General features: G+C 73.0%; 20 protein-coding genes. 10 read left to right on the top strand and 10 right to left on the bottom strand.

Going from position 1 to position 23,874, the window contains the following annotated elements; all coding sequences use genetic code 11:
• Positions 1–129: 129 nt before the first annotated feature.
• Entirely contained in the window at positions 130–3,171 is a 3,042-nt protein-coding gene (locus ACIA8R_RS20610) for a M4 family metallopeptidase (protein WP_397039775.1), read from the bottom strand.
• Positions 3,172–3,538: 367 nt separating this feature from the next.
• On the opposite strand from ACIA8R_RS20610, the gene ACIA8R_RS20605 reads away from it, so the two are divergent.
• Positions 3,539–3,922, top strand: a complete 384-nt coding sequence (locus ACIA8R_RS20605) for a hypothetical protein (protein WP_397039774.1) — start codon at positions 3,539–3,541, stop codon at positions 3,920–3,922.
• Positions 3,919–6,048, top strand: coding sequence for a hypothetical protein (locus tag ACIA8R_RS20600; protein ID WP_397039772.1), 2,130 nt, complete (start codon positions 3,919–3,921; stop codon positions 6,046–6,048). Before ACIA8R_RS20605 ends, ACIA8R_RS20600 begins: the two co-directional genes overlap by 4 nt.
• Before the next feature lie 9 nt (positions 6,049–6,057).
• Here ACIA8R_RS20600 and ACIA8R_RS20595 read toward each other — a convergent pair whose 3' ends face one another.
• Positions 6,058–7,473 carry an amino acid permease gene (locus tag ACIA8R_RS20595; RefSeq protein ID WP_397039771.1) on the bottom strand — a complete coding sequence of 472 codons (1,416 nt, stop codon included), beginning with the start codon at positions 7,471–7,473 and terminating at the stop codon, positions 6,058–6,060.
• A gap of 90 nt (positions 7,474–7,563) precedes the next feature.
• Entirely contained in the window at positions 7,564–10,932 is a 3,369-nt protein-coding gene (locus tag ACIA8R_RS20590) for an OmpL47-type beta-barrel domain-containing protein (protein WP_397039769.1), read from the bottom strand.
• Positions 10,933–11,171: 239 nt separating this feature from the next.
• Between ACIA8R_RS20590 and ACIA8R_RS20585 the strand changes: the two genes are divergently transcribed.
• Genes ACIA8R_RS20585 through ACIA8R_RS20575 form a run of 3 tightly spaced genes read left to right on the top strand, consistent with a single transcriptional unit; the run spans position 11,172 to position 14,109 of the window.
• Complete coding sequence (locus ACIA8R_RS20585) at positions 11,172–12,296, top strand: winged helix DNA-binding domain-containing protein (RefSeq protein ID WP_364098165.1); 1,125 nt, start codon at positions 11,172–11,174, stop codon at positions 12,294–12,296.
• Between the two features lie 59 nt (positions 12,297–12,355).
• Positions 12,356–12,982 (top strand): transcriptional regulator, encoded by a 627-nt coding sequence (locus tag ACIA8R_RS20580; RefSeq protein WP_397039768.1) that lies wholly within the window; start codon positions 12,356–12,358, stop codon positions 12,980–12,982.
• Positions 12,979–14,109 (top strand): pyridoxal phosphate-dependent aminotransferase, encoded by a 1,131-nt coding sequence (locus tag ACIA8R_RS20575; protein WP_364098159.1) that lies wholly within the window; start codon positions 12,979–12,981, stop codon positions 14,107–14,109. The genes ACIA8R_RS20580 and ACIA8R_RS20575 overlap by 4 nt, the downstream gene beginning before the upstream one ends.
• 16 nt (positions 14,110–14,125) lie before the next feature.
• On the opposite strand, the gene ACIA8R_RS20570 is transcribed toward ACIA8R_RS20575, so the two are convergent.
• From ACIA8R_RS20570 to ACIA8R_RS20550, 5 genes are all read right to left on the bottom strand, one after another.
• Positions 14,126–14,905: a TetR/AcrR family transcriptional regulator C-terminal domain-containing protein gene (locus ACIA8R_RS20570; protein WP_357705508.1), complete on the bottom strand. Its 780-nt coding sequence runs from the start codon at positions 14,903–14,905 to the stop codon at positions 14,126–14,128.
• A 142-nt stretch (positions 14,906–15,047) separates the two neighbouring features.
• Positions 15,048–15,398: a hypothetical protein gene (locus ACIA8R_RS20565; protein WP_364098156.1), complete on the bottom strand. Its 351-nt coding sequence runs from the start codon at positions 15,396–15,398 to the stop codon at positions 15,048–15,050.
• Positions 15,388–16,017 (bottom strand): alpha/beta fold hydrolase, encoded by a 630-nt coding sequence (locus tag ACIA8R_RS20560; RefSeq protein WP_397039766.1) that lies wholly within the window; start codon positions 16,015–16,017, stop codon positions 15,388–15,390. The genes ACIA8R_RS20565 and ACIA8R_RS20560 overlap by 11 nt, the downstream gene beginning before the upstream one ends.
• Before the next feature lie 69 nt (positions 16,018–16,086).
• Complete coding sequence (locus ACIA8R_RS20555) at positions 16,087–16,722, bottom strand: GNAT family N-acetyltransferase (RefSeq protein ID WP_397039764.1); 636 nt, start codon at positions 16,720–16,722, stop codon at positions 16,087–16,089.
• Positions 16,723–16,744: 22 nt separating this feature from the next.
• Positions 16,745–17,134 (bottom strand): MerR family transcriptional regulator, encoded by a 390-nt coding sequence (locus tag ACIA8R_RS20550; RefSeq protein WP_397039762.1) that lies wholly within the window; start codon positions 17,132–17,134, stop codon positions 16,745–16,747.
• Between the two features lie 55 nt (positions 17,135–17,189).
• Between ACIA8R_RS20550 and ACIA8R_RS20545 the strand changes: the two genes are divergently transcribed.
• A complete protein-coding gene (locus ACIA8R_RS20545) occupies positions 17,190–18,434 on the top strand; it encodes an MFS transporter (RefSeq protein WP_397039761.1) in 1,245 nt (414 codons plus the stop codon).
• On the opposite strand, the gene ACIA8R_RS20540 is transcribed toward ACIA8R_RS20545, so the two are convergent.
• On the bottom strand, positions 18,358–19,797 hold the full coding sequence (locus ACIA8R_RS20540; protein ID WP_397039759.1) for an LLM class flavin-dependent oxidoreductase: 1,440 nt from the start codon (positions 19,795–19,797) through the stop codon (positions 18,358–18,360). The genes ACIA8R_RS20545 and ACIA8R_RS20540 overlap by 77 nt on opposite strands.
• Before the next feature lie 78 nt (positions 19,798–19,875).
• On the opposite strand from ACIA8R_RS20540, the gene ACIA8R_RS20535 reads away from it, so the two are divergent.
• Complete coding sequence (locus tag ACIA8R_RS20535; protein WP_357705501.1) at positions 19,876–20,346, top strand: MarR family transcriptional regulator; 471 nt, start codon at positions 19,876–19,878, stop codon at positions 20,344–20,346.
• A 28-nt stretch (positions 20,347–20,374) separates the two neighbouring features.
• On the opposite strand, the gene ACIA8R_RS20530 is transcribed toward ACIA8R_RS20535, so the two are convergent.
• Entirely contained in the window at positions 20,375–21,334 is a 960-nt protein-coding gene (locus tag ACIA8R_RS20530; RefSeq protein ID WP_397039758.1) for a DsbA family protein, read from the bottom strand.
• Positions 21,335–21,391: 57 nt separating this feature from the next.
• Here ACIA8R_RS20530 and ACIA8R_RS20525 point away from each other — a divergent pair, with 57 nt between their 5' ends.
• The 3 genes from ACIA8R_RS20525 to ACIA8R_RS20515 all read left to right on the top strand — a co-directional run bounded on the left by ACIA8R_RS20525 (position 21,392) and on the right by ACIA8R_RS20515 (position 23,843).
• Complete coding sequence (locus ACIA8R_RS20525; RefSeq protein WP_397039756.1) at positions 21,392–21,955, top strand: TetR/AcrR family transcriptional regulator; 564 nt, start codon at positions 21,392–21,394, stop codon at positions 21,953–21,955.
• 121 nt (positions 21,956–22,076) lie between these two features.
• Entirely contained in the window at positions 22,077–23,048 is a 972-nt protein-coding gene (locus ACIA8R_RS20520) for a small ribosomal subunit Rsm22 family protein (RefSeq protein WP_364098131.1), read from the top strand.
• 27 nt (positions 23,049–23,075) lie between these two features.
• Positions 23,076–23,843, top strand: a complete 768-nt coding sequence (locus ACIA8R_RS20515) for a GNAT family N-acetyltransferase (protein ID WP_397039754.1) — start codon at positions 23,076–23,078, stop codon at positions 23,841–23,843.
• Positions 23,844–23,874: the final 31 nt, after the last annotated feature.

Below are 23,874 nucleotides of genomic sequence, written 5' to 3'. Positions count from 1 at the left end.
GGCGCCCACCCTACTGAAGGGCCACGTACGTGATCAAACAGTGGGAAACCAGAACGGAGGGGGTCCGGGTGGACCCCCTCCGTTCCGGCCCTCAGTCACCCCCCGGGTTGCGGGGCGCCGGGCGGATCGTCATCCGATCCGCTGCCAGAGAGCCGGTACGACGTCGGGCGTCCAGTCCGGCTGCGAGGTGTGGGCGATCACGCAGCGGTAGCGGACACCCTGGTAGGTGACCTCGTCGCCGGCGTTGTAGGCGTGCCATTCCTGCCAGGTGTCACCGCCGCCGCCACCGTTCACCGTCAGCGAGAACGACGTGCCGTGGCTGGCGGCGCCGTTCGCGTTGAGGGTGATCGTGTACGTCTGCGCCGGCGTGCCGGCCGACGTGGTCACCGTCACCGTGGACGACTCGCCCGAGTTGATGGACGCCGGGCTGAACGTCACGGTCGCGCCCGGCGGCACGCCGTCGGCCGCCAGCGTCAGCGGGATCGGCCGGCCGGTGGTGACCTGTGTGCTCAGCGTGGTGGTCGCCGTCCCGCCCGCCGTGACGGTGGCCGACGACGGGTCGGCGGCGACGGTGAAGTCGCCCGCCGGCGTGCCGCCGGTGACCGTGAGCGCGTAGCTCGCCGTCTGCGTCTGGGCGGTGCCGGCGGCCGTCACCGTGATCGGGTAGGTGCCGTTCTTCGCCGTCGAGGCGACGGTGAAGGTTAGCCTGGACGACTGGCCCGACTGGATCGTGGCCGGGTCGAAGGCCACGGTGACGCCGTTCGGCAGCTTGGTGGCAGACAGCGTGACCTGCTGCGGCTGGCCGCCGGTCGTCGCCGTGTTCACCGTGGTGGCCGCGGTGCTCCCGGCCGTCGCGGTGCCCGCCTCCGGGTCGAGCCGGACGGAGAACGCGTCCGGGTCACCGGGACGGGAGACCGTCAGGGTGTAGTTCGCGGTCTGCGTCTGGGCCGTGCCCTGGGCGATCACCTGGAGGGTGTACGTCCCGGCCGGCACGGTGGACGCCGTCGCGATCGTCAGCGCCGACGACTGTCCCGACTGGATGGTGGCCGGGTTGAAGGTCGCGGTCACGCCGGTCGGGAGCGTCCCCGTCCTGAGCTGGATCTGCTGGGCGTTGCCGCTCGTCGTCGTGGTGGTCAGGGTCGAGGCGGTGCTGCCGCCCGCGTCCACGGACCCGGACGCCGGGCTGAGCGCCAGCGAGAACTGGTCGGGGATGGGCCGGTTGACGGTGAGCGAGTAGTTCTGTGTCTGCGTCTGGGCCGTGCCCTGAGCGATCACCTGCACGGTGTACGCCCCGGGAGCCGCGTTCGCCGCCACGTTGAGGGTCAGCGTGGACGACTGTCCCGACTGGATGGTGGCCGGGTTGAAGGTCGCGGTCACGCCGGCCGGGAGCGTCCCCGTCCTGAGCTGGATCTGCTGGGGGTTGCCGCCGGTCGTCACCGTGGTCAGGGTGGTGGAGGCCGAGCCGCCCGGGTCGGCCGCGCCGGAGCCGGGGCTGACCTGCAACGAGAAGGTGTCCGGGTTGGCCACGCAGCTCGGGTCGCTGGTGGCCCGGACGCTCACGGCGTCCCAGGCGGCCTTGACCGCGTTGAACTCCACGCAGCTGTTCGGGAACAGCGACTTGGCGGCGTTGAGCGAGGCCACCCGCGCCTTGGCGTGGGTCCACGGCTGGGTCTTGGCCTGCAGTGTGCCCATGAAGATCTTGCCGGCCTTCTGGATGCCGATGCCGGTCACCGAGGACGGTCCGCCCTGGCAGATCGGGCTGCTCGGCTTGCCGCCGCCGGGGTTGTTGCCCTCGGCCAGCAGGTAGAACCAGTGGTTCTGCGGACCGGCCGCCGCGTGCACCTCGGTGGTGGGGATCGCGGTGCTGTAGCAGTTGGGGTCGCCCACCTGGGACGGGTTGTACATGTACCGGATCGGGCCGTTCCCGACGAGGTTGACCTCTTCGCCCACCTGGTAGTCCGGCGGGTCGTTCGGGTTGTTGGCGTACGCCTCGGTCAGCGCGCCGAAGATGTCGCCGGTGGACTCGTTCAGGCCGCCGACCTCGTTGTTGCCGCTGTCGCCGCCGGGGGTGTTGGTGAAGACGGAGTGGCCGAACTCGTGGCCGACGACGTCCATCGGGGTGGCCTGCTGATTGCCGGCCTGGTTGTGGCCGAAGGTGGTGTACGAGCCGTTCCAGAACGCGTTGACGTCGTTGAGGCCGACGCGGATGGGGAAGGACCGGCCGTTCCCGCTGTGGCCGTTGCGGCCCAGCCAGTCCCGCAGCATGTTCCATTCCATCTGGGCGGCGTACAGCGCGTCCACGCAGGCCGTCTCCAGGTCGGTGCCCGACCCGTTGCCCCAGGAATCGGTGCTCTTGGTGTAGGCCGTCCCGCCCTGGCCGCCGCACTGGAGGCCGGGCCTGGTGGTGTCCACCATCCGGTACGAGCCGGCGGACCCGCTGGTGTCGATCGTCACCGTGCCGTCGTAGTAGCCGCGGCCGGTGCCCTCCCGCACCTTGTCGAACTTGTCGATCAGCGAGCCGGACCGCGCGTCCACGAACACGTCGAGGATGCTGGGCCTGCCGGTGGCCGTCCGTCCGGTGACCTGGACCTGCCAGGCCAGCCTGGGCGTGGCGGTGGTCGCGTGGACGACCAGCTTGGCCGCGGACACCTCGTCCACGTCCGGCAGGAGGGCTCGGGCGGTGGCCGACGCCTGCTTGCCCGTCACCGACGGCTTGACCCCGAGGTCGATCTTCGCGGTCTGGCCGGTGACCACCTGCTGGATCACCTGTCCGGCCCGGTCGGTGCCGACGACGACCTCGCCGCCGAAGACGGGCAGGCCCTTGTACGTGCGTTCGTAGGTCAGATATTGCAGGCCGTAGGTTCCGGCGACGTTGGCCGAGAGAGTGAAGGCGTCGCCGGAGCCCTTGTGCAGGCGTCCGGCGTCGGCGGCGAGTGCCGCGTCGGCGTTCACTTTCGCGCGGTCGCGCGACTTTGGGTCCGCGGGCGCGAACGCCGGCGGTTCGGTCCGGGCGACGGTGGTCGCCGCGATGGATCCCGTGCTGGATGCCGTGCTGGATGGCGTGGTGGATAAGTGTGCCTTCGACGTGGCGCCGGCGGCGCCCGTCATCGGGACGGCCAGGGCCGCCGCCGCCAACATGGCGATGGCGCCCGACTTGAACGTGCTGTTCACTCTGGGTGACTCCTCTCACATGTCCCCGGGGGTGTGGGGATCGAAGGAGCCCTTTGGCTGGGGCTTGATTAAACTTGCCACCCAAGGTCGTCAGGCGAACAGCTCACAAATTTCCATAACGCCACGGTATGCCGGGCGCACCGGGAGCTCCGGGTCCGCAAGTCCTTGATCTTCATCAAATGGACGCTGATATCCTCCGAAAAAGGGCGGGCTCGAAGGGCGGGGGACGCACGGCTCACCGACGACGGACCCGCCACGGGCCGCCGTCCGTGGCGCAGGGCGACCCGCGGCCCGTGGTGAACCGGCCCGACCGGTTCCGGCCGGCGATCGACGAGGTCTGACACCGCGTACGGACGCAGGAGGGCACGTGCAGCACGCACCGGAGCAGGCAGGCGGGATCCGCGCCTGGGGGCGGGTCGCGGTCGACATGCCCGGCCCGGAGTTCGAGCCGTTCGGGCCATTCGGCTCGTTCAGGCCGTTCGGCTCGTTCAGGCCGTTCGGCTCGTTCAGGCCGTTCGGGTCGTTCGGGTCGGAGCCGCCGCGCCCGCAGGGCGACGCGTGCCCCGACGCCGGGCTGCCCGGCGCGTCCGCCTCGACGGTCGGGGCGTCGAAGGCGTGCCGCGCTTCGGTGTGGGCCGTCCACGCCCAGCCCGACGAGGGCCGTCCGGCCCCCGATCTCACCGCTGCCCTCCGACATCTCGACGACGACCGGACGCTGCTCGCCCCGTGGCCGAGGGACGCGGCCCGATGAGCGGCCCGACGGGAGGTCCCATGGGCGGCGCGGACCGGGTGGACCGGGCGGACCTCGTTCTCGGCCGGCGTCTCGGGCAGGGAGGCCGGGGGACGGTCCACGAGGTGCCCGGCCGCCGGATCAACGGCCAGTGGGACGTCGTCTACAAGGAGTACGACCCCGCCGTCCTGCCCGGCCTCGACGCCGGCGTGCTCGCCGAGATGGCCGGGCTGATCGGCCGGCTTTCCGGATGGGACGCTGCCTGGCTGTGCGACAGGACCGCCTGGCCCGCCGAGGTCGTCGAGTCCGGCGGGGTGGTCTGCGGCTTCCTCATGCGGTCGGTGCCCCACCGGTTCTCCTTCGCCAGGCAGACGCCGTCAGGCACCGAACACCGCCCTGCCACGATGAACCTCCTGCTCGACGACAACGCCTACGCCGTCGGCACCGGCCCGCACGTCGGCCCGCGGGTCGGCGAGCGCGACCGTCTGCTGTTGCTGGCCGACCTGGCCGACACGCTGGCCCGTCTGCACGCGATGGACATCGTCGTGGGGGACCTGTCGCCCACGAGCCTGCTGTTCGCCACGGAGGGCTCCCCGGAGTGCTTCCTCATCGGCTGCGACGCGATGCGGCTGGCCGGGACGGAGGCGTTACCGCAGGTCGAGACGCCCGGCTGGCAGCTCCCCGCCGACGAGCCCAAAGGCACCCCGCAGACGGACGCCTACAAGTTCGCGCTGCTGGCCGTCCGGCTCTTGGCCCGCGACCGGACCTCCACGGACCCCGGCCGGCTGGCCGCCGTCGGCCCCGGGCTCGCCGACCTCGCGACGGCGGCGCTCGGCGGCCCTGCGGACCAGCGTCCCCGCCCGGAGCAGTGGGCGAAGGAACTGCGCCAAGCCGCATCCTCAACCACCCCCACCCCCAAACCGCTCCCCACCCCCACCACCAACCCGCTCCCCACCACCAACCCGCCACCCACCCCCGAACCGCCACCCGCTCCGGGATCACCGCCCACCCTCCAACCACCGTCCGCCCTCGGATCACCGCCCGCGTCGGGACCGTCGCCTGCTTTTGGGCCATTGCCCGCGTTCGGATCGCCGTCTGCCCCCGAACCGCCGTCCGCGCTTGGACCGCCACCCTCCCAGGGGCCGCCACCCTCCCAGGGGCCGCCGCCCGCGTTGGGACCGTCGCCTGCTTTCGGGCCATCGGCCGGCCTCGGGCCTCCGCGTGGTCCGGTGCCGCCTGGCCCGGTGCCGCCGGGGCCGATGCGGCCAGGGCAGATGCCACCGCCTCCGTCCGGCAGCGGGCTCAGCACCGGGATGAAGGTCGGACTCGGGGCCGGGGTCGGGGTGATCGGTGTGGTGCTTGCCGTGGTGGGGGCGGTGGTCGTGGTGTCGGCGGTGAAGGGTCTTGACCGGGGAAGCGGGGAGAGCCTGCTGACCGCGGCGTCCTCCGGCCCGCCCGTCGCCACCGTCCCGACGCCCTGGCCGTCGCCGTCCTCAGTCACCCCGGGCCCCAGCGAGCAGCCGACGGCGACCCCCACCGACCCACCCACGGAGACGCCCACGCTCGACCTGCCCACCGACGAGCCGTTCGACCCCGGCGACCTCGACCGCCAGGACACCGACCCGACCCCGCTGACGCCGAGCGCCCTGCTGCCCCGCTCCTTCACCACGGCCAAGGGCGTGCGCTACACCCTCCGGTCGAGCGGCGTGGACAAGTGCCCGGACGCCTACCACGCGGCCAACGTCCGCTCGGTGCTGCGCAAGGCGCGCTGCTCCAAGATGGTCAAGGGCTCGTACGTGAACCCGGGCGCGCCGGCGAACAAGCGCATCATGGTCTCGGTGTGGGTCGTGCCGCTGAAGAACGACGGCCGGGCCGACACCGCGTACGCGCGCCTCGACGACGCCTACGCCGACGCCTGGGGGATCGTGTGCCCGAGGAAGGGCCCCGGCTCCGGGCTGTGCCACTCGACGAGCTGGAGCAGGGCCCAGACCTGGGGATGGGTCGGGTACACCCACCGCTACCTGCTGCACACCATGGCCGTCTACACCAACCGCGCCAACGCCACCAGCACCCGGCCCTGGCTCAAGGACGCCTCGAAGGCGGCGTACAGGGCCATCGGGCCCACGGTCTACCAGGACACGAACTGAGGCGGCACGTCAGTCGCGGCGGTTCAGCGCCGAGTGGCGGCGCCCGTAGGCGAAGTAGATCACCAGCCCGATCAGGAACCACACGACGAACCTGAGCCAGGTCAGCGGCTCCAGGAACGTGATCAGCCAGATGGAGAAGAGCACCCCGATCGCCGGCACCACCGGCATGCCCGGCATGCGGAACCCGCGCGGCAGGTCGGGACGCCGGTAGCGCAGCACGATCACCGCCGCGCAGACCACCACGAAGGCCAGCAGGATGCCGATGTTGGTCAGCTCCGCCGCCTCCCTGATCGGCAGGAACCCGGCGATGAGCGCCGAGGCGACGCCGACGATCCAGGTCACCCTGACCGGCACGTGCCGTACGGGGTGGAGCTTGGCGAACCAGGACGGCAGCAGCCCGTCGCGGCTCATCGCGAACCACACGCGGGTCACGCCGAGCATGAACGTGAACATGACGGTCAGGATGCCGACGATGGCGCCGACCGCGATCACGCTGGCCAGTCCCGACAGCCCGACGGACGCGAACGCCGAGGAGAAGCCGCTCTCGGGGTCGATGTCCTGGTAGTTCTGCATGCCGGTGAGGACGAGGCAGGCCAGCACGTACAGGACCATCGAAATGGCCAGGGAGTACAGGATGGCCTTGGGCATGTGCCGCTGGGCGTCCTTCGACTCCTCGGCGGCCGTGCTCATCGCGTCGTAGCCGAAGACGGCGAAGAACACGGTGGCCGCGCCGGTCACCGCCCCGCCGAACCCGAAGGGGAAGAACGGCGTGTAGTTCTCGGTGCGGATGTAGAAGAAGCCCACCACGATCACCAGCAGCACCACCGCGACCTTGATCATGACGACGAACGTCTCGAACCGGGCGGCCGACCGCATCCCGAGGTTGAGCAGGAACGCGATGAACAGGCACAGAATCCCGGCGAACAGGTCGACGACGTGCCCCGGGCCGGTGCCCGGCGCGCCGAGCATCCAGGCGGGCAGGTCGATGCCGAGCTGGCCGAGGAGGAAGCCGAAGTAGCCCGAGATGCCGATCGCCACGACCGCGACGATGGCGGTGTACTCCAGCAGCAGGTCCCAGCCGATGAACCAGCCGACGATCTCGCCGAGCACCGCGTAGCCGTACGTGTACGCCGATCCGGCCTTCGGGATCATGCCGGTGAACTCCGCGTAGGAGAACGCGGCGGCGGCGCTGGCGATGCCCGCGATCAGGAAGGAGATCACGACGGCGGGCCCGGCGGTCTGGTTGGCGACGGCGCCGGCGAGCGCGAAGATGCCGGCGCCGATGATGCCGCCCACCCCGATCGCGGTGAGCTGCCAGAGCCCGAGCACGCGGTTGAGCTCACCTTCGTGCTCGGTGGCGATCTGTTCTACCGGTTTGCGGCGGAAAATCCCGGACCCGCCGCCGAAGTCTCGCGCAGACGTCATGGCGGGGTCCTGCCCTGACAGGATGCCCGCCATGCGCATGACACCGGAAGTCGGACGGGCCGGCTCAAGGCGGGCCGGCCCGTCCGCGACCTAGCCGACGCGTCCCACGGTGATCCGGGTGCGGGCCTCGGTGGCGTTGCCCGCCCGGTCGACCGCCCGGTACGTGACCGTGTACACCCGGTCCTCGGCGCCGTCCCGCTCGGCGCGCAGCGCGAAGGCGGTGTCGTCGGTGCCGGGGTCGGCCCCGCGGACGTCGTCCGCGGCGTCGCCCTGGGAGCTGGTGACCGAGACCAGGGTGACGGTGACGGGCCCGGCGTCGGACGCCTTCAGCGCGACCCGCACCGGGACCAGCCTGCGGTTCGGCGGCCACAGCCGGGCGGGGTCCGGCGTGACGGTCAGCGTGGGGGCCGTCGCGTCGATCCGGACGGTGACCGTCCTGGGCTCCTCGACGTTGCCCGCCCGGTCGGCGCTGCGGAAGGCGAGCACGCTCTCCCCTTCGCGGTCCACCCGCACGGGGGCCGTGTAGGGCTGCCAGGCTCCGTCGCCGAGCCGGTACTCGGTGCGCTCGACGCCGGAGCCCGCGTCGGCGGCGGTCAGGACCACGGTGACGGGCTCGGCCGACCAGCCGGAGGGCACCCCGGACGCGGTCGTCACCGGCGCCTCGCCGTCCTCGGTCGCGGGAGCGGAGTGGATCTTGAAGCCGTCCACGATGAAGTACGAGCCGTCCTTCTTGACGCCCTTGAGCGTGTGCGGGCCCGGCGCGAGCCCGGTCTTGCGGTAGACGACCTTCTGGTACACCCGGGTCGGGTTGCTGTTGTCGATCGTGGCGTCGAGCTTGCCGTCCAGGTAGAGGTCGACCTTGCCCTCGTCGGAGTTGACCTGGGCGACGTACTCGACGCCGGTGCCGTGGAAGGCCAGCTCGAAGGAGTCGCCGTCGTTCTGGGTGGCGTGCAGGTCGTCGAGGGTCGAGCCCGCGCCGCCGCGCCGGTCGTTCTTCCAGTCCCAGCCCTGGCCGGTGTAGGTGACGCCGGAGACGTTGTCGATGGTCTCCACGCCGTACGCCTTGGTCAGGCTCACGTCCGTCAGCGCCTGCGCCCGCCAGACCTTCAGCGCCACCGGACGCCCGGCGGGCGTGCGGTTGTAGACCTTCCAGAAGCTGTCGCGGTCGGTGACCTTGGTACCCGCGATCTCCCTGATCACGTCGCCGGTGCGCAGCCCCTGCCCGTGGGCGTGGGACCCGGCCGGGACGGCGGCCAGGAACAGGCCGTCGTAGTCGGTGAGCCCGACCGAGGACTTCACCTCGTCGCTGTGGATCTCGGTGGCCGTGGCGCCCATGAGCGGCTCGGCCAGGTTGCCGATCGTCATGCCGGTCTCGGGCTCGCGCCAGGTGAGCGGCGGCGGCGTGGGCGCGCCGGGCCTGCCGAAGCCGGTCATCGGGAACGGCTGGAAGCCCAGCGTCAGGGCGGGGGAGCCGGCCTTGAGCGTGTAGTCGAGCTTGGCCGGGTCGGCGTACGGGCTCGGCCCCTCGAACAGCGGGTCGGCGACGACCGAGCGGGTGTCGAGCCCGCGGGCCCGCCAGGCGGCGGTGATGTCGGCGACGGGTCTGCCGTTGTTCCAGAACAGGTTGTCGTCGTAGACGGTCCCGGAGGTGGACGGGTCGCTCTGGATGAAGTCGTAGGGGTCGTCGGTGACGAAGATGTTCTTCTCGACGACGTCGCCGTTGTTCTCGTAGGAGACGTGGAAGTGGCCGCCGCCGTTGACGAAGACGTTGCCGCGCACGGTCCTGTGGAAGCCCTCGCGCAGCTTCACCCCGCCGTTGAGCAGCAGGTTCCCGGTGATCTCGTAGTTGGAGGAGCCGTCGTCGAGGTCGATGTCCCATTGGGAGGAGTGCCGGATCCGGTTGTGCCGGATCTTCGTCGTCTCCGTCGCGTCGAGCTTGGCGTACGCCTTCTTCTGGGCGTCGCCGGCCGTCAGCGGCCAGAACCGGTCGCGGCCCCAGGAGTTGATCGGCCCGTGGTCGGAGGTCTCCTTGACGCAGTCGAAGATGTCGTTGTCCTCGATGACGTGCCCGCCCCACGTGCCGTCGTTGATGTTGACGCAGGCGCGCGGGCCGTCGTGCACGGTGTTGCCGGAGACCGTGACCCGGCGGCTCATCGAGATCTGCACGCCGGAGCTCTGCTTCTCGAACCGGCCGTTGCGGGTCATGTGGTTGCCGCTGACGGTGATGTCGCGCGGGTAGTCCTCGGTCTTCGGGCCCGGCGTGGTGTCGGTGATCGTGCGGCGCATGTCGTCCCAGGTGGACGGCTCGCGGACGGCCGCCGGCGAGCCGACGATGGCGACGTCGCTGGCCCCTGACTCGCGGAACTCGCCGCCGGAGACGACGTTGCCCTCGGCGTAGCCGTCCATGAAGACGGCGTTGCCGCCGACCTGGTCGAAGCGGGCGTCGCGGATGGTGATCTGCTTGCTGTTCTTCAGGTAGACCGCGCCGGCGCGGACGATCGCCCAGTCGCCGAGCTGCAGTTTCTCGTACGGGCGGCTGAACAGCGTGCGGTGGGTCTGGGTGAAGGTGAACCCGGTGAAGGTGAGGTCGTGCACCGGCGCGGACGGCGAGTCGCCGACGACGCGGACGAGTTCCTCGCGTTCGGCGGTCTCGACGCGGGCCTCGGCAGGGTCGAGACCGGCGGGCGGCTGGAGGTAGAGGCGGCCGGCGTCCTTGTCGTAGAACCACTCGCCGGGGGCGTCCAGCTCCTCCAGGACGTTCTCGACCATGCGCTTCTGCGGGTGCAGGCCGTCGCCCCGGTTGTTGTCGCCGACCCACTTCAGGATCGGGTCGCCGCCGGGGGCGACGCCGGTCACCTTGAAGGAGTTCCCGCCCCATTCGCCCTGGTGCAGCCCGCGGACCAGCGCGGTCGTCGGGTTCTTCCAGCGGGCGACCCGTTCGGGGGAGATCGCGTCGGCGGCGTACCCGTCGAGCACGGCGACCGTGGGGTCGGCGTTGGGGTAGCGGGCCAGGACCTGCCGCGTGCCGTCGAGGAACAGCTCGTCGAAGTCGAGCCCCGGACCGATGTCGGCGACCAGGGTCGCGCCCTGGTACGGGGTCCAGGCGGGGGTCAGCCGGCGTCCGCCGCTGAGCACGACCTGCTCGCCGGGGGCCGCCTCGTAGACGGCGCCGGAGTCGGCGGGGGTGAAGGTGAGGGGCTCGGCGAGGTGGTAGACGCCGCCGCGGACCCGTACCCGGGGCGGCTCCTGCGCGGACGTCAGGGCCGCGCGCACGGCGAGCTGGGCGCGCGCGATCGTCCTGAACGGCGCCGCCTCGGTGCCGGCGGCGCTGTCGTCGCCGTCGGGGGAGACGTGGAAGACGGTGCCGGCCGCGTTGGCGGAGGCTGGGGTGAGGGCGGTCAGTCCGGTCGCGGCGAGAGCCGCCGCGAGGAGCAGCCGCCAGGGCTTGCCATGGCGCACAAGGGCCTCCAGTCGGGGGATGGCCCTCATTGTGGCCAACCCCTCCGGTGAAGACGATCACGCCGAGGTCACGTTTCATCCGATCTATCAACGCCTGTACTCGCCAAGTGAGGCTGAAACAGCCCCTGAATCCCTTTCGTGCTCTGCTTATGATCGGATCTTTCGTCGCGGGGGGAATGAGGAACGAACCTTGCCGCATCACCTCCTACGGTGAAGGGGAACGCATCGAGGAGGAATTCGTGATCGAACTGTCGTGGCCGCAGGTCAGCGCGCGGCGTCTGGAGCGCGCCCACCTGGCCGCCCCCGCCGCGGACAAGGGCCAGGCCGCCGTCGTGGCCGCCATGTGCGGGGCGCACGCCCAGGTCATGTCGGCGGCCGAGCTCTCGATCGGCCTGCGCCTCGACGGCGTCACCCGCCTCCACGTGCGCGAGGCGTTGTGGGGCGAGCAGGCCCTGGTCAAGACGCACGGGCCGCGCGGAACCGTGCACCTGCTCCCGGCGGCCGAGCTGCCCATGTGGTGGGGCGCCCTGTCGTCGATGCCCGCCGGGCCCGCCGGGGCCGAGGGTGCCCGGATGACGGCCGAGCAGACCGACGAGGTCGTCCGGGCCGTGCGCGACGTGCTGTCCGTGGCCGACATGACGATCGACGAGCTGAGCGACGCGGTCATCGCCGCCACCGGGCCGTGGGCGGGCGACCTGGTCATGCCGGCGTTCCAGGGCATGTGGCCGCGCTGGCGGCAGGCGATGGCCACGGCGGCGCACCGGGGCGCGTTCGTGTACGGGCCGGCCAGGGGACGCAAGGTCACCTACCGCGTCGCGCCGGACGTCCCCGTGCCGGCGGACGGGCGGGCCGGCCTGGTCAGGGCCTACCTGGCCGCGTACGGGCCGGCCACCCCGGCCCAGTTCGCCCAGTGGGCCGGGGCGCCGGTGCGGTGGGCGGCCGAGGGGTTCGCGTCGGTGGAGACCGAGGAGGTGCTGTTCGACGGGCGTCCGGCCCAGGTGCTGGCGGGGGACACGGCGGTGCCGGACGGGCCGCCGCGCGGTGTGCGGCTGCTGCCGTACTTCGACGCGTACCTGGTCGCGGGCCGCCCGCGCGAGCTGCTCTATCCCGGCCCGGCCTTCCGGCGGGCGCTGGCCGGCGGCCAGGCGGGCAACTTCCCCGTGCTGCTCGTGGACGGCGAGGTCCGCGGCGTGTGGCACCAGCGGCGCTCCGGCGGCAGGATCGACGTCACCGTCGAACCGCTGTCCGGCCTGACCGCCGCCCAGCTCCGCGAGCTCGACGAGCAGGTGGAACGGGTGGCGGAGATCCTGGAGGGCAGGCCGCGCCTGACCATCGGCCCGGTGACCGTGGGCGCGCACGCCTGACGGTCGGCCCGGCCGTCCCGTTTGGACAGACTGTCCGAACTGGACATAAGATCCGAGATGTGACGGAGACGGATGCCCGCGTGCGGCTGTGGTCACCGGTGTGCGAGGCGGTGGCGGCGCTGCTGGCCCCGTACGCCGAGGTGATCCTGCACGACGTCCGCGGCGACCGGGTGCTGGGCGTGTGGAACCCGATGTCCGGGCGCGCCCCCGGCGCCCCTTCGCTGCTCGGCGAGCTGGACCGGCTCGACTCCTCGCCCAACGGCGTCTACGGCCCCTACGAGAAGCTGACGGCCGACGGGCGGCGGCTGTCGTCGGTGAGCGCCGTGCTGCGCGACCCCGACGGCGAGCCGTCCGCGGTGCTCTGCGTGAACCTCGACCGCACCCCGCTGGAGCAGGCCGCGACCCTGCTGGCCGCCTTCGCCGCGCCGTCGGCGCCCCGCCCCGAGGCGCTGTTCGAGCAGGACTGGACCGATCGCGTCCAGCGGATCGTCGGCGCCTACGTCCGCGAGCACGGGCGGCCGGTGGAACGGCTGACCCGCGAGGACCGGCTCGCCGTGGTGGCCGAGCTCGAACTGGCCGGGGTCTTCGCCGTCCGGCGGGCCACGGCCGTCGTCGCGGGGGCGTTGCGGACCTCCCGTTCCACCCTCTACGCCCTGCTCGCCGAGCTCAGGAGGAGCCGACCGTGACCCGACTGCCCGACTTCCGGCTGGAGGTCTACTTCTCTCGCTGGGAGTTCACCGCCCGGCACCACATGGCCGCCTCCGACGCGCAGACCATGACCATGTCCGGCCTGCTCGCCCTGGCCGGCGACGACGACCGGCACGCCTGGGAGACGTTGTCGCTCGGCTACACCGAGACCTTCGGCGACCCCGGGCTGCGCCAGGCCGTCGCGGACACCTACGAGCAGCTCACCGCGGACGACGTGATCGTCTTCGCGGGCGCCGAGGAGGCCCTGTACCTGGCCATGCAGGTGCTGCTCGGCCCCGGCGACCACGCCGTGGTGGTCACGCCCTGCTACCAGTCCGCCGAGACGGTGCCGGCGTCGTTGTGCGAGGTCACCGGCGTCGCGCTCGATCCCGACCGCGACTGGGCGCTCGACCTCGACGCCGTGGCCGCCGCCATCCGGCCGAACACCCGCGTGGTGTCGGTCAACTTCCCCAACAACCCGACGGGCAAGGTCATCGGCGCCGCCGACCTCGCCCGGCTGGCCGAGCTGTGCGAGGAGCGCGGCGTCCACCTGTTCAGTGACGAGGTCTACCGCGGCCTGGAGCTCGACCCCGCCCTTACGCTGCCGCAGGCCGCCGACCTGTCGCCGACGGCGCTCTCGCTGAACGTCACCTCCAAGTCCCTCGGCCTGCCCGGCCTGCGCATCGGCTGGATCGCCTGCCGCGACCGCGAGCTGCGCGCCCGCCTCGAACGCGCCAAGCACTACACGACCATCTGCAACTCCGCGCCCAGCGAGATCCTGGCCCGCATCGCGATCAAGGCGCGGGAGACCATCCTGGAGCGCAACCGCGGGATCATCGCCGCCAACCTGCCCAGGTTCGAGGCGTTCTTCGGGGAGTTCGGCGACCTGTTCGAGTGGCGGGCGCCCGACGGCGGCTGCGTCACGTTCCCGCGCTACCTGGGCGCCGACGGCGTCGAGGCGTTCTGCGCCGAGCTGGTCGAACGGGCCGGCGTGCTGCTGCTTCCCGCGAGCGTCTACCGGTCGGAGCTCACGCCCACGCCGGACGACCGGTTCCGCCTCGGCGTGGGCCGCAGCGACCCCGGGCCGGCCCTGGAAGCCTGGGCGTCCTTCCTCAGGAGGCGCTGACCCCGGCGGGCGCGGGTCAGCCCGCCCCGACGGCGACCTCCACGCCGTCGAGCAGCACGGTGAGCCCGACCGTGAACGCCTCGTTCACCTTGTGCTCCACGTACGGCTCGCCCTCACCGGGGACGCCGCCCTCGCTCTCCACCCAGGCCACCATGGGGAAGCGGGCCGCGAACCCCGGCGCGACCTCCTCCAGCAGGCGCGACCGGGTGAGCCACCACTCCTCGTCCGACACGCCGGTGGCCGAGGGGGCCTGCCGGGACTCGGCGACCGTCCTGGCCGCGCCGCGGACGAAGTCGAACAGCAGCGACACCACGCCGCGCAGCCGGGGCGGGCGCAGGCCGGTCTCGCGCAGGATCGCGACCAGGCTCTCCAGCAGCGCGAACTCGTTGGGGCCGAGCACCGGCCGGGCCTGCGACACCTGGAGCAGCCACGGGTGGCGCTGGTAGAACCGCCACAGGTGCTCGGCCCACGCGGTGACCGCCGCCCGCCAGCCTCCGGCCAGGTCGTAGGCGGTGGGCAGCTCGCCCAGGGCCTTGTCGTACATGAGGTCCACCAGCTCGCCCTTGCTGGGGACGTAGGTGTAGAGGGCCATGCCGGTGCGGCCCAGCCGTTCGCCGACCTTGCGCATCGACAGCGCGGCCATGCCCTCGGCGTCGGCGACGGCGATGGCGGCGTCGACGATCACGTCCACGCTCAGGCCCGGTTTGGGGCCGGGACGCGACTCGCCCGGCTCCTCGGTCCGCCACAGCAACGCCATCGAACGGCGCGCGTCCCCCTGCCCGGCGAAGACGACCACAGTACCGACTCTCCTCTGCCGTGGATCTCTTTACGGCAGAAGATATCAGCGGCCGGGGGCCTGCCCGGGAGCCGCCGCGGGGACGCGCCGATCCCGGCACCCTCGCGGGGCGCCGGGATCGAGGTGTGTGAGGGGGCCGGTCCTAGACGCCGACGCCCGCGCCCGGGCCGTAGCCGTGACCGATCCAGTTGCCGTTGCCGCTGCCTGGCCAGTTGTGGCGGCCGTGGTCCTTGTGCTTCCAGCCCCAGCCCTCGTCGTCGCCGTCGAAGCCGTGCTCACCGCCCTTGCAGGCGTCGGCGTCACGGGTGCCGGCGAACCTGCCCTCCTTCGTGACGTGGTGGTACGTGGAGTCGTCGTTCGTTCCGAGGCTGCAGTTGTCCGGGTACCAGTGCCTCTCGTCGTTCCAGGTGTCCGCGGCGGCCACGCCGGCCATGCTGAACACCGTGGCCGCGACGAGCAGCGCACCGCCGGCGGCGATGAGGTTACCTCTCATGAGCTCCCCCTGTAATCACGAAGTGACATCGGCCATCACTATACGTAGCGATCTTGGACGGCTTCCGCAGCGCCACACCCGGTTTCCCCCAACAGCGGGCCCCCGACCAGCAAACTCCAGGACGCCGGCGGCCCCGGCCTGGCAAGGGAACGCGGGCCGCCGGACCGCCGTCCTCACTGTCGATGAGGAGCGTGGGCACGGCGAGGCCGGCGTACCGGGACAGCGTGGCCGTGCCGGTCAGCCGGAGGTCGTGGACGAGCGTGGGCGCGATGCCCTCCAGCACCGGACGGGACGGCGACCCCGCCATGGCCGCCACCATCTCGGGCGGGATGCCGACCGAGAGCTGGAACGCCTCGACCGCCGCGCCGCGCCGCCCCTCCTTGAACAGCCTGTCCAGCTCGTCGCCCAGCCCGGCGTCGTCGCCGCTGTCGCCGCTGTCGCCGCGCCCGCGCCGGTCGTAGGTGAGGACGGTGAAGCCGCGGGCCAGTTCGGCCGCCAGCGGCCCGCCCGGCCCCGAGCCGCGGAAGCGCATCGCTCCGTCCACCAGGACGACGGCGGGCCCCTCGCCTGCCTGGTCGTAGGCGATGCGGGTGCCGTCACCGGAGATGACCGTGTTCATCGTTGTCCCTTCCCGTTGTGTTCCGATGCCCTCCCGACGAACGGGACCCGCCGGGACAGACACCTTCGTTCAGCCGTCTTCCGGAAGAAGCAGCACCTCGGCGCCCATCGGGAGGTAACCCGCCGCGAGGAAGGCCCGTACGCTCGCGGCGTTGCCCGGCGCGATCTGCGCCCACAGCGGGCCGGGCGTCAGGTGCCTGGCCGCCGTGGCCAGCGACCTGCCGAGCCCCCGCCCGCGGTGCTCCGGCTCCACCTCGACGGCCGCCTCCCAGCGTCCGGCCACGCCGCGTCCCAGCGTGACCAGGCCGCCGCCGTCGACGGTGACCCACACCCGTACGGCGTCGCGGTGGCGGCGGGCCCGGACGACCCGCGGATGGTCGGCGGCGGCGAGCTCCTCCAGCGGGAGCGGAGGCGGCCCGGGGAGCGGGGTGGCCAGCGCGAGCAGGTCGAGGTTGCCGGTCCGCCGGCCGGTCGCGGCCTCCATCGCCGTCAGGAACGCGGGCATGAGCGGGGCCGACAGGTCGCCGGCGGGCAGCAGGGCGTGCACCCGCGCCGGTTCGACGTCGGCGAAGACGATCGTGTGGGCGGTGAAGGCGATGATCCCCGCGTCGCGCTCCGACGGCTGGGGCAGGACGGTCACGGTGCCGTCGGGGGCGGGCGGGCGGCCCGACGCCGCGTCCGAGAGAAGGTCGGCCAAGGTCTCCATGCCCCTCATTCCAGCAGAACGATCAAGCGGAGGCCGCGCCCTCGTCCGCGGCGGACCGCACGGCGGCCAGGTAGGCGTGGATGGCGTCCCGGTTGCGGGACAGGCACTCGATGCGCTGCTGGATGCGGCCAGCCTCGGCCTGCAACAGCTCGGCCAGCTCGGACGTCAGGCACGCCGGATGCAGGTGGATCTCGTCCGGCCTGGTCAGGAACGGCAGGATGCGGCGGATGATCTCCGTGGTGAGGCCGGAGTCGAGCAGGCCGCGGATCTGCTGGACCCGGTAGACCGCCGACTCGGGGTAGTCCCGGTAGCCGTTGTCGGCGCGGTCGGGGTGCAGGAGGTCCTGCTCCTCGTAGTAGCGGAGCATGCGCGTCGGCACGCCCGTACGCTGGGACAACTGTCCGATCTTCATGCTTCCCTCGGGTGATTTGCCTTCACACTGATGTGAAGGTTTCAGCATAGGCGGCATGTCTCCTGCGAAACTCCCGTGGGCGGGCCTGCTCGCGCTGTTCACGGCGGCGTTCACGGCCGTGATGACCGAACTCCTCCCGGCGGGCCTGCTGCCGCAGCTCTCCGGCGCCCTCGGCGTGCCGGAGGGAACGGCCGGCTTCCTCGTGACCGCCTACGCGGTCGCCTCCTTCCTGGCCGCGATCCCGCTGACCGCGCTGCTGCGCGGGCTGCCCAGGCGGCAGGTGCTGGTGGCCGCGCTGAGCGGGTTCGCGCTGCTCAACGCCGTCACGGCGGTGTCGTCGTCGTACGCGGTGACGTTCGGGGCGCGGGTCGGCGCGGGGGCGATGGGCGGCATCCTGTGGGCCATGCTCGTCGGGTACGCCGCCCGCATGGTCCCCGCCGAGCGCCGCGGGAGGGCCATCGCGATCGTCTCGGCCGGGATCACCGTGGCGCTGTGCGCGGGCATCCCGGCGGGGACGCAGCTCGCGGCGGCCGTCGGATGGCGGGCGGCGTTCGGGTCGCTGTCGGCGGTGGCGGTGGTCCTGGTGGGCTGGGTCATGTGGAAGGTGCCGCCCTTCCCCGGCGAGCCGGCGGCGCGGCGGGTGCCGCTGCGGCGGGTCGCGGTCATCCCCGGCGTCAGGACCGTGCTGGCGGTGACGGTCCTGGTGCTGCTGGGGCACCAGGCGATGTACACGTACCTGGCGCTGTTCGCCGAGCGGGCGGGGTTCGGCCGGCCGGGGACCGTGCTGCTGGTGTTCGGCGTGGCCACGGTGGCGGGGATCTGGGTGGTCGGCGCGGTGATCGACAGGCGTCCGCGGGCGACCCTGCTCGCGGTGCTGGCGGCGGTGGCCGCGTCCATGTCGGCCCTCGGCCTGTACGCCGGGTCCGCCGCGGTGCTGCTGGGCGCGGTCGCGTTGTGGGGCATGGCGTTCGGGGGCGCGCCGACGTTGTTGCAGACCGCGCTGGTCACCGCCTCGGGGCCGGACAACGCCGACGTGGCCACGTCCATGCAGACCACCGTCTACAACGCGGGCATCGCGGCCGGATCGCTCACCGGAGGGCTGGTGCTGGAGGGCGCGGGGGCGGGCGCGCTGCCGTGGACCGCGCTCCCGGCCGCCGTCGCCGCCCTGGCCATCGTGGCCGCCGCCCGCCGGTACGCCTTCCCGGCGCCCGGCGGCCCCACGGTCAGAAACCGTGCCTCGACAGCGGCGCCACCAGCTCCCGCTCCTCGTACGACAGGTGGGACAGCAGCGCGTCGCTGAGCAGGTCGACGGCGGTACGCAGGTCGTCCAGGCCGCCGGGCTCGCCGACGAAGGCGACCAGCGTGCGGTCCACCCGTTCGATGATCTTGTGGATCGCCTCGTGCTCCTCCTGGAGGCGGTCCAGCACGGGCGCGAGCCCCGGCTCGGCCCGGCGCAGCTTCGGGAAGACCATGCTGTCCTCGCCGGTGTGGTGCATGGTGACGAGCCGGCAGTACGACTCGCAGTACGCCCCCAGCGTCCAGTTGTTCTGCCGCATCGTCATGGTCGCGATGTGCGAACGGGCGGCGCCCGCGTCGATCGTCCCCGCGGCCACCTGCTCGACGAGGTCGCGGAGCTGGGCCAGCTCGGCCCGCAGGTGGTCGTGCACGTCCACGAGGTGCTGCCCGGCGGCCTGCTCCTGCGGGGTGTAGCGGCGGCCCGGGTCGGGGTCGGGCGCGGTGGGGCGGGTGGCCTCGTCCCAGACGCGGGTCTCGGGGCGGCGTTCCGGCTCCGGGGACCGTCCGCGCCCGGCGGCGACCAGCTCGCGTACGGCCGGGGCGGTCTCGGCGGCGAACCGCTCGAACTGCCGCGGATCGCCGGACATGAGGATGAAGCCGCTCACCCCGTGGACGAGCGCGAGCTCGGCGAGCTGCTCGGCGGGCAGCGGCTCGGCCAGGTTGAGCAGCCGCCGCACGTCGGACGGCGACCGTCCGGCCTCGGTGGCGGCCTCGTCGATGACGGCGTTCCCCTCGGCCAGGGCGGCGGCGTCCGTGAGGCGGGGGAGCGAGGGCAGCCAGCCGTCGGCCAGCCGCCCGGTGAGCCGGAGCATGCGCGGCTTGTACGCCCCGATCCAGATCCCGATGTCGTGGGCCGGTCGCGGGCCGCGCTTGAGCCCGTCCACCCGGTAGTGCTCGCCGCGGTGGTGGATGCCGCCGCGCGTGCCGGTGTCCCAGCTCGCGCGGATGATCCCGATTCCCTCCTCCAGTGCGTCCACGGCCTGGGCCGGTGTGTGCCGGGGGCCGCCCATGGCCTCGATGGCGTCCCAGTAGCCGCCCGCGCCGAGCGCCAGCTCGAACCGGCCGTGGCTGAGCAGGTCGAGGCTGGCCGCGGCCTGGGCGAGCACGGCCGGCGGGCGCAGCGGCAGCGGGTGCACGTTGCCGGCCAGCCGGATGTGCTCGGTGCGCGCGGCGACGAAGGCGAGCAGCGTCCAGGTGTCGAGGAGGGCGGGCTGGTAGGGGTGGTCCTGGAAGGTCACCAGGTCCAGCCCGGCGCGCTCGGCGAGCTGGGCGAGGGCCACGACCTCGTCCGCCTGCCCGGCGGCCGGGACGAGGTTGGCGCTGAACATCAGGTCGTGTCCGTAGTCGGGCATGAGGGGCTCACCCATTAGTTGGTTGTACGAACTGTTTGTGTCGCGAAGTAAATTTAGTTCGTGCCGCCAACTACTGTCAATTACACTGGTCGCATGGTCGCCACCGAAGCGCCCGGCCTGAGCCTCACCGAGGCGCTCGTCCGCCTGGCGCACCTGGTCCATCAGGTCTACGGCGAGGTCAGCAGGGAACACGACCTGACCCCGCAGCAGGCCCAGCTCCTGTGCCTGCTGGTCGACGGGCCCATCGGGATGACCGGGCTGACCCGGGCGCTGCACCTGGAGAAGTCGAGCCTGACCGGGCTGGTCGACCGCGCCGAGAAACGCGGGCTGGTGGCCCGGGTGCGCGACGCGCGCGACCGCCGCGCCTGCCTGATCGAGCTGACCTGCGCGGGCGCGGAGATCGCGGTGCGTGCCCACGACGGGGTGACGGCCCGCCTGGAGACGCTGGCCGCCGGTCTGCCCGCGCCGCACCGCGACCTGCTGGCCGGGACCATCGGGACGATCCTGACCGAGGACACCGCCCGTACGGGCCGCGCCTGGGCCGCCCCCGAGCCCGGCCGCTGACCGGCCGGCCGGCCGCCGTGGCTCGGCGTCAGGCGTAGTCGGGGGTCATGGCGGCGGCCAGGGTCAGGTGCGGGGCCGCCTGCTCCGGGTGGCCCTGGCGGTGGAGGGTGCGGCCGAGGAGGTGACGGGCGTAGGAGTCGTCGGGTGCCTCGGCGACCAGGCTCTCCAGGGCCGTACGTGCCCGGCCGAGCTGGGCCGAGGCGAAGTACGACCTGGCGGCCAGCAGCCGCACCCCGCGATCCGTCCCGTGCTCGTCGAGCAGCGGGCGCAGCAGCGTGAGCGCGCCGAGCGGGTCGCGCTGGTCGAGCAGCGACTCGGCGAGGCGCAGGCGCTCCACCTCGGCGGGCAGCCGCCTGACCGGGTGGCCGGCGGCGTCGGCCAGGAACTCCCTGATCACGTCCGGCGGCTGGGCCCCGGCCAGGGCGCGGTCGCCCGCCACGATGGTCGGCGACGTGCGCACGCCCTTGGCCTTGCCCGTGAGCAGCAGCTCGCGCACCAGAGCGGCGCCCCGCCCGTCCCACGGCACTCCGGACTCGGCGGCGATCGCCGACAGCACGGCCGGGTCGCCGATGTCGCGGGTCTCGACGAAGTGGGCCGACAACACCCGCTCGACCACGGCCGACTGCAGGGCCGTGCCGCCCGTCTCGTACGCCACGGCGATCAGCCGGTGGGCCTCCAGCGTGTTGGGCCGCCAGGCCGCCCCCCACTGCTCCCCGAGCCCCTCGTCGGCGGCGATGCCCGCCACCCGCACCCGGTTGTCGGCCGGGGACAGGCCGGGCGAGCAGGCCTGCAGCGCCTCGTCGGTCATCGGGTCGCGCAGCGCCTCCGCCAGCGGCTCGGCCTTCGCGGGGGCCGACGGATCGATCTGGTACGGCCGCCAGACCACCTCGACCGGCTCGCCCTCCCAGGACGCGAGGGCCTTCTCCAGCCGCCGCTTCCCGATGTGGGCCCATCCGCAGACCATGTCCGCCCAGACTTCGATTCGCATGGCAGGCAATCTATGCGACAACTGTCGATTAGTCAACACATGTCGTATAGTGGCGGCGTGAACCCGGATGATCCGCGCGCGCGGCGTACGCGTGCCCGTCTCAAGGCCGCCGTGCTGGAGCTGGCCGCCCGGCAGGAACTGGGCAGCATCACCATGTCCGCGCTCGCCCAGCACGCCGAGGTCAACCGCGCCACGGTCTACCTCCACTATCCGGACGTCGACGCGCTGGTCACCGACGCCATGGAGGACGCCGTCACCGCCGTGGCGCGGGCGGCCGCCCTGTGCCCGCTCGACGCCCCCCGCGACCGGCCGCCAGCCCCGCTGGCGGAGCTGTTCGACCACGTGGCCGCCAACGCCACCCTGTACGAGCGCATGCTCGGCGGCCAGGGCAGCGCCCGCTTCGCCGCCCGGATGCGCGAGCGGCTCACCGAGGAGCTGACCGGCCGGTTCGCCGCGGGCAATCGTCCGGCGGGGTTCGAGGACGTGCCCGCCGACGTGCACGCCGCCTTCCTGGCCGGGGCGCTCATCGGCGTGATCACGCACTGGGTGTGCGGCGGCCGCCGGGACGCCGGCGCGGCCCAGTCGTTCTGGCGGCTGTTCCGGCCCCCGCTTCCCGGCTGAGCTCCGCCGCCCCCTTGATACGCTGCGTCGCGACATCGCTGGACGGACGGCAGTTCACCGGCCCCTCGCCGAGGTCGACACCGCCCTTCCCCGACACCGCCCAGACCGCCAGGACGACACGATGACCATGCTCCCCGACGAGCTCAGGACCGCTCTGGAGTCGGCCCTGGCCCGCTACGCGCCGCACGACCTGTCCCGCGCGACGGAACAGCTCACCGAGCGCTACCGCACCGGCCCGTCCGCCGCCGCGCCGCACCTGCGCACCCCGGCCGACATCGCGGCCTACGCCGCCTACCGCATGCCCGCCACGTACGCCGCCGCGGGCACCGCCATGCGCCGGGCCGCCGCGATGACCCCGGGCTTCGCGCCGCGGACGCAGCTCGACGTGGGCGGCGGCACCGGCGCGGCGGTCTGGGCGGCCGGGCCGGTCTGGCCCTCGCTGGAGCGCGTCACCGTCATCGAGCACGACCCCCAGATCATCGAACTCGGCCGGCGGCTGGCCAGGACCGCGCCCGTGCGCGACGTCACCTGGCGACGCGCCTCGATCGACCCGGGGCTCGACCGGCCCGCGGCCGACCTGGTCACCATGTCCTACGCCCTGAACGAGCTGCCCCCGCAGCGGCACGCCGACGTCGTGCGCTGGCTGGCCGGGGACGCGACGATGGTGATCGTCATCGAGCCCGGCACCCCCGCCGGCTACGCCAACATCGCCACCGCCCGGGAGACGCTGACCGGGTGCGGCCTGACCATCGTCGCCCCCTGCCCGCACGACGGCCCCTGCCCGATCCGGCAGGGCGGCGACTGGTGCCACTTCTCCGTACGTCTGCCGCGCACCTCTCTCCACCGCCGCGTCAAGTCGGGCACGCTCGGCTTCGAGGACGAGAAGTTCTCCTACGTGGCCGCCGTACGGGGGGAGTGGCCGCGGGCGGCGGCCCGCGTCCTGCGCCACCCGCAGAAGCGCAAGGGCATGGTGTCGCTGCGCCTGTGCACCGGCGACGAGGTCCGGGACGTGGTCGTCTCCAAGCGGCAGGGCGAGCTGTACCGGCTGGCCCGCGACGTCGACTGGGGCGACGACTGGCCGGCCGCCGACTGACCGCCGCCCGGCGGTAGGGTCGGCGAAATGGACCATGACGAGGTTTTGGCGCTGTTCGACCGGCAGTCGCGGCGGGAGGCGCGCCCCGACGGGCCGGGCGCCAGGGTCGAGCGCGACGGCGACGTGGTCCGCCAGGTCGGGCCGCCGCACGCGTGGAACGGCGTCCTGTGGTCCGGCCTCGACGAGGAGAGCGCCGACGCGGCCGTCGCCCGCCAGGTGCGCTTCTTCGGCGACCTCGGCCTGGGGTTCGAGTGGAAGCTGTACGCCCACGACCGGCCCGCCGACCTGGCCGACCGGCTCCTGGCAGCCGGGTTCGCCGCCGAGCCCGCCGAGACCGTGATGGTGGCCCGGATCACCGACCTCGACACCACGGTCGAGCCGCCCGACGGCGTGCGCCTGGTGCCGGTCACCGACGTGGCGGGCGTGGAGTCGCTGGCCGAGGTGCACGAGCTGGCCTTCGGCACCGACAGCGGCCGACTCCGCGACCACCTGCTGGCACGACTGTCCGACGACACCGTCGTCCCCGTCCTGGCGGTGGCGGACGGGCGGCCGGTGAGCGCGGCCCGGCTCGACCTGACCCCCGGCACGAGCTTCGCCGGGCTGTGGGGCGGCGGCACCGTGCCGGGCTGGCGGGGGCGCGGGCTCTACCGGGCGCTGATCGCCTGGCGGGCGCGGCGGGCCGCCGACCGCGGCTACGACTACCTCCAGGTCGACGCCTCCGACCAGAGCCGGCCGATCCTGCTCGGGCTCGGGTTCGTCCCGCTGACCACGACCACGCCGTACGTGCGGCCCTGACCTCGCCGGTACCCTGGGCACACCCCGTCGT

The organism is Nonomuraea sp. NPDC051191 (assembly GCF_044455665.1).
Lineage (GTDB): Bacteria > Actinomycetota > Actinomycetes > Streptosporangiales > Streptosporangiaceae > Nonomuraea.
Note: the sequence above shows the minus strand (reverse complement) of the source record. Positions and strands in the feature narration are given on the sequence as shown.